The organism is Nodosilinea sp. LEGE 07298 (assembly GCF_015207265.1).
Classification (GTDB): Bacteria; Cyanobacteriota; Cyanobacteriia; order Phormidesmidales; family Phormidesmidaceae; genus Nodosilinea.
The window spans coordinates 1-5,024 of record NZ_JADEXE010000398.1 but is presented as its reverse complement, the minus strand read 5'-3'; the positions used below and the strand labels follow the sequence as shown (position 1 = coordinate 5,024).

Here is a 5,024-nt window from a genome sequence, read left to right as displayed (position 1 = left end):
GTTTACGACACCCTTAACTTAACGTGAATGGTTAGCCACCCTTATAACAACAGGCTCCAGCCACCCTGATGCTGCATTAAAAGATTAGCCTTACCCCAGGCTGCGCAGGTGACGGGTAATTACGCTTGCGGCGTGGCCGAACAGAGCAACTACCCCTGGTTGGCACGCTACGCCCCAGGCACAAATAACCCCAGCCTAATCGGTCACAATGCTAGCTTCATTGACGTGGCCTGCGGCATCGAGCTTAATCACCAGCCATTCATAGTCGATGCTGATGAAGCTGCGCTCTGGCCCCAAAACGTAGATCATATCGTAGTCGGCAAAGCCGTTTTGGGGTTCTGGGGTGCCCAGTAGTTCAACAACGCCAGCCTGGGGCCTGCCCAGCAGCAGATATTTGGCCAGTAGGTCATCCACCATACAGAGGCGGACGTAGGTAGGATCGGCGCTGAGAGTTGGGTCATTCCACTGGGTAGGGTTGAACTGGGTGTAGCCCCGGCACTGTTGCCACTCATCCCAACTAGTTTTGGCCAGCAGACCACCAACCACCAAAAATGGAAAGCTGGTCACCAATATACCGCCAACAATTAAGGCGATCAACAGACGGCGGCGTTTTGGTTTTGGGGTGACGGGTAGCATCATGCGTTAAGCAGTCATAGGTCTATCGAGACATACTACCCACGGTCATCTCAAAATTACCGGGCGCGGTGTGGCACTGGAGCGGCGGCCCGTCTTCGTACTCAATGTTTTGCCCTAGGATGGCCTTCCTCTCGGTGCATTGCTGCGCGAATGTACCCTACGGCACCCTAATTCTTAGCGTTGACGCTGCCCTAGTCTCAAACCGTGCAATCAGCGGGGCTGGGGCGATCGCCTCCGTATGATAAACAGTTACAAGCTCGACCACCTCATTCTCTGCTCTAAACTCACCTCATGAAAGATTCAAAATAAACAAGTTTTCATGAACCCGACTCAAATACCTTCAAACTCAGAGAAGCCATGATACAGTTATGCCAAATGAGCACTAACCAGAACTTTGAACGTACACTTTACATTAGTAAAGTGAAAAGCTAAGCATTCATTCAAAGTTACTTTCATAGTTTACGAAGGCGATCTAACGAAGACATTCCTTCTTTCGCAAGATTGTCTCAAGAGTCACACTAAAATTTTGACTCCAGAAAAAGACATCTAGAGTGTTAAGTGGCGCAAGGCCTCTAACTTAAAAAGCTTCATCCACACAGAGCCTTGCAGCCCTAAAAATCATTTTCCCGCTACTCACTTAGATTTGAGTCACAAAAAGTCATCTTAATTGTTCTAACCATGCTTTTATTAAGTCCACCCTAAATTAATTGAGACTTAGAATCAGCATTTGATTCATAGGAAAATAGACGTGACTGCGATCGCGTCTATCGGCTATGAATTGCTTGTTTGACGAGCGCAAAATAAACCGCCTCGAGTTTGGTTGCAACGCGTTTGTAGCAATCGCCACCTGGGTTAGAACATGACAATAGCAAGATACTTTACTAGTGTCTTAGCCCAGGCTGAGATACCTGATCATGTTTTAAACTAGCTGGCCAGCGCTATAGCTTTAGGTAGAGGCCAGCCCTATATGTTCTAAGCAATACTTGAACAAGGCCTTTGTCTAAAACAAGCTTCAACAGCCATCTCTACAATTGTTTTAGCTTTTAGAAGCCTAATCATAGCTTTTATAGGTTCAGAATTGAATCTGCCTGTCTGACGCGACAGCTCCAAGCGATTTTTCCAAAGTCTGATCAAAAAATCAATTAAAGATCAAAAAGGAAAAGCAAAATGGGCCTACAATCAAAGCTTAGTTTCATAAAAGACTACACCCTGGGCTTCGTGGTTACAGGCGTTTTTGGATGGATACCTAGCCCTATTGGCACCGCATTACGCATTATTGCTTACTACCCTATTTTGGGAGCAAGTAAGCTTCCTATATTTATTCAGTCTGGTGTGCGGATTTTTGGCACGAGCAACATTCACATTGGCAAAGGAGTTCGCATACGCAAGGGCACCTGTATCGACAGCAGGGGAAACAACATTACTTTAAAAGATAATGTTTCAATAGATCGCTACGTCGATATTAGAATTTTTTCTGGTTATGGCGGGTTTGTTGAGGTTGGCGAGAATTCGTATATTGCCCCTTTCGTTTTTATCGGCGGTCCTGGAAAGGTTCAGATAGATCGTGATTGCCTGATTGCTTCGCATTCTACAATAATTGCTAACAATCACAATTTTGACAATCTCGATATACCCATTCATTCCCAGGGATTTACCTGTAAGGGTATTCACATAGAGGAAGGATGCTGGATTGGTTCTGGCGTTCGAGTTTTAGATGGCGTAACTATTGGTCGTGGCAGTGTTATTGGTGCAGGTACCGTTGTCACCAAAGATATTCCACCTTTTTCTGTTGCAGCAGGTGTACCGGCCAAAGTCATTCGCAAACGAGATGTGAACCAGCGGATTGAAAGTGACCTTGTTTTGCCTAATCATGCCAGCCAAACTAGACCCTAAGCAGTCCTCAAAAAACCGCGTCAATCGAGGTTTAAGAAAGTAATGGACTGGGGTATAAAGCTGTGACCTAAATCGCGCAACCACAGCCTCAAGTGCAGTATTCACCGCTTCCATCGCTTTGCGGGTAAAACTACTATCGACCACCAGCACCGCTATAGCCTATATCCTGGTAAAAACCTGCTGTCTGAATAGTTTTTTGGCGTTTGTTGATTAGGCCATCGGCCCTTAGGCCGGGCCAACTGAGCCTGGAAGACTTTGTGGCCTTTCCCCGTGCGTTGTTGACGCTGCGGCGAGATGCCGTTGGCATTATTGATCAAAAACTAACTGCGCAAGGATTGCAGCGATGTATTGCCCTGATGATGCCCTAGTGGTTTGCGCTACCGACGGCGATCGCGGCCTCTGACCTGCTGGTGGCCATTTCCTCATACCTGAAGCAGCACTTTATGAAGTACTATCCTGTGCAGTGTTATAAGCTGCCCCTGGCCCTGCCCGCTTGGAGCATTGCAACAGACTGGAGTAAGCTCAAAGATTGCAATTCCGCCAGCATTTGACTACGCCACACGATCAAAGCCATTAGTCACGGTTTAGAAATATAAATGGACAGCGATCGCCTAGAACAAATTCGAGCCTCAGTCAGCCAGATTCTGGCCGACTCTGGTTTGCCGGGGGCAGCGATCGCCGCTTACACCGATGGTCAGCTTGTACTCGAAACCAGTATTGGCGATCGCGACCTCCAGCGCACCGTCCCGCTGCCTGTCGATGCCCGCTTTTTTATCTACAGCATCACCAAAACCCTGATTGCTGCGGCGGTGCTGCACCAGGTACACACTGGACGGCTTGATTTGGATACTCCAATTCAGCACTACTGGCCTGAGTTTCCGGTGGCAACACCCATTACCCTACGCCAGATCTTGAGCCACACCAGCGGCCTGCCCGACTACGGCGGACTACCGGCCTATCACGAAGCCATGAAAGTGTCCCCCGGCTTTCCCTGGCTGTTTCAGGATTATTTGAATGTGGTCCGCAAGCGAGGGCTGCTGTTTGAGCCAGGCACAGGCTGGTCGTACTCCAACCTTGGTTATCTGGCGCTGAAAACGCTGCTGGAGCAAACTACAGAGCGATCGCTTCAAGCAATTTTGGCCGAGCTGTTTTTTTCTCCCCTGGAGCTAGCTCACACCTTTGTCGCCACCTCCCTGGAGGATGTCGCAGACCTGACTCCTGGCTACACCCATGCCTTTGGCGGCAACGAATGGGTAAACATGGCCCAGCGCTACCATCCCGGCTGGGTATCTCACGGCGTGGTCGTGTCTACCGCTGCTGAGTTGGCGACCATGATAGATGCGTTATTTGCAGGGCAGATACTTGATACGTCGCTGGTAGATCAAATGGCTCAGCCGGTTCACAGCTTGGGACCGCATCCGCCTTTACAGAATGTTGGCTGTGGCTTAGGGCTGTTTATGGATACCGACTCTCCCTATGGCCAGGTCGTGGGGCACAGTGGGGGTGGGCCAGGCTATTCGATCGCAGCCTTTCACTTCTCGGCGCTGGCGGGTTGTCCTACCACCATTGCGGCTGCAACCAATCAGGAGGGCAACAATGTGGGGGTAGATGTGGTCTATGCGGTGGCCCAAGCGCTAGCGGAGGTGTGACCTATTGCTACAACCTATTGCTACAAATTGTCAGCGGGTGGGAATTTGCGCCGCCCAGCGGGCAATCTAGCCCTGTGAACGCTAGGCCCGCCCTCCGGAGACTGTTATGAACAGCAAACACGCCCCCCGCAGAATTTTCCCTAAAGTGAGCACCATGCCAAGGCCGCAGACCGAAGCGGCCCAGTACCTCGACATGTACAAGCTCACCGTCGAAAAAACGCGCCTTCAGAAAGAGCTAGAGTACATCGACGAGCGCCGCCAACGGCTGTGCGATCGCCTCGCCGAGCTGGAGCAGGCCACCGAAGGTCTAAATGCCCAGGCGACCTCCATGCGCCAGCCTACTCAAGCTTCTAAAGCCGCCAGACCACAGAGCGCACACTTTGCCCCCACCGCCAATGTGTACCTGCCAGAGCGGGCCGCCTCAGCACCCGACGACTACAACACCTTAATGCTGGATTATTGAGCAAGCTGGCTTTCTCCCGTAGGAAGAGGCAGGACTTCGACTCCGCTCAGTCAGCGGTTGGTGGCTGAGCGAAGTCGAAGCCATAGGTCTCCGTCGAAACCGCCACTCGATAGAATAGAGCCATGAAGCACCTTCTTCTTCTGCTCATTCACGGCTATCGACGGCTGATTTCGCCGCTGCTTCCGCCTACCTGCCGGTTTAACCCCACCTGCTCGCAGTATGCGCTGACCGCGATCGAGCGGTTTGGCCCCGTCAAGGGCAGCTGGCTAGCGGCGCGGCGGATCACGCGTTGTCACCCCTTTCACCCCGGTGGCTACGACCCGGTGCCAGAGGGAGTCGCTGAGGCGGAAACACTTGGGGAGTAGGTGCGTAGGTGGGTAAGG

Annotated in this window: 5 protein-coding genes; 4 read left to right on the top strand and 1 reads right to left on the bottom strand. The window is 51.1% G+C overall.

Annotation, left to right across the window (positions count from 1 at the left end):
* Positions 1 to 195: 195 nt before the first annotated feature.
* On the bottom strand, positions 196 to 639 hold the full coding sequence (locus tag IQ273_RS30240) for a hypothetical protein (RefSeq protein WP_194026800.1): 444 nt from the start codon (positions 637 to 639) through the stop codon (positions 196 to 198).
* Between the two features lie 1,164 nt (positions 640 to 1,803).
* Between IQ273_RS30240 and IQ273_RS30235 the strand changes: the two genes are divergently transcribed.
* The 4 genes from IQ273_RS30235 to yidD all read left to right on the top strand — a co-directional run bounded on the left by IQ273_RS30235 (position 1,804) and on the right by yidD (position 5,006).
* Positions 1,804 to 2,529, top strand: coding sequence for a DapH/DapD/GlmU-related protein (locus IQ273_RS30235; protein WP_194026799.1), 726 nt, complete (start codon positions 1,804 to 1,806; stop codon positions 2,527 to 2,529).
* A 596-nt stretch (positions 2,530 to 3,125) separates the two neighbouring features.
* Positions 3,126 to 4,178 carry a serine hydrolase gene (locus IQ273_RS30230; protein ID WP_194026798.1) on the top strand — a complete coding sequence of 351 codons (1,053 nt, stop codon included), beginning with the start codon at positions 3,126 to 3,128 and terminating at the stop codon, positions 4,176 to 4,178.
* A 106-nt stretch (positions 4,179 to 4,284) separates the two neighbouring features.
* Entirely contained in the window at positions 4,285 to 4,641 is a 357-nt protein-coding gene (locus tag IQ273_RS30225) for a gas vesicle protein (protein WP_194026797.1), read from the top strand.
* 122 nt (positions 4,642 to 4,763) lie between these two features.
* Positions 4,764 to 5,006, top strand: coding sequence for a membrane protein insertion efficiency factor YidD (yidD, locus tag IQ273_RS30220; RefSeq protein ID WP_194026796.1), 243 nt, complete (start codon positions 4,764 to 4,766; stop codon positions 5,004 to 5,006).
* The last annotated feature ends 18 nt before the right edge of the window (positions 5,007 to 5,024 follow it).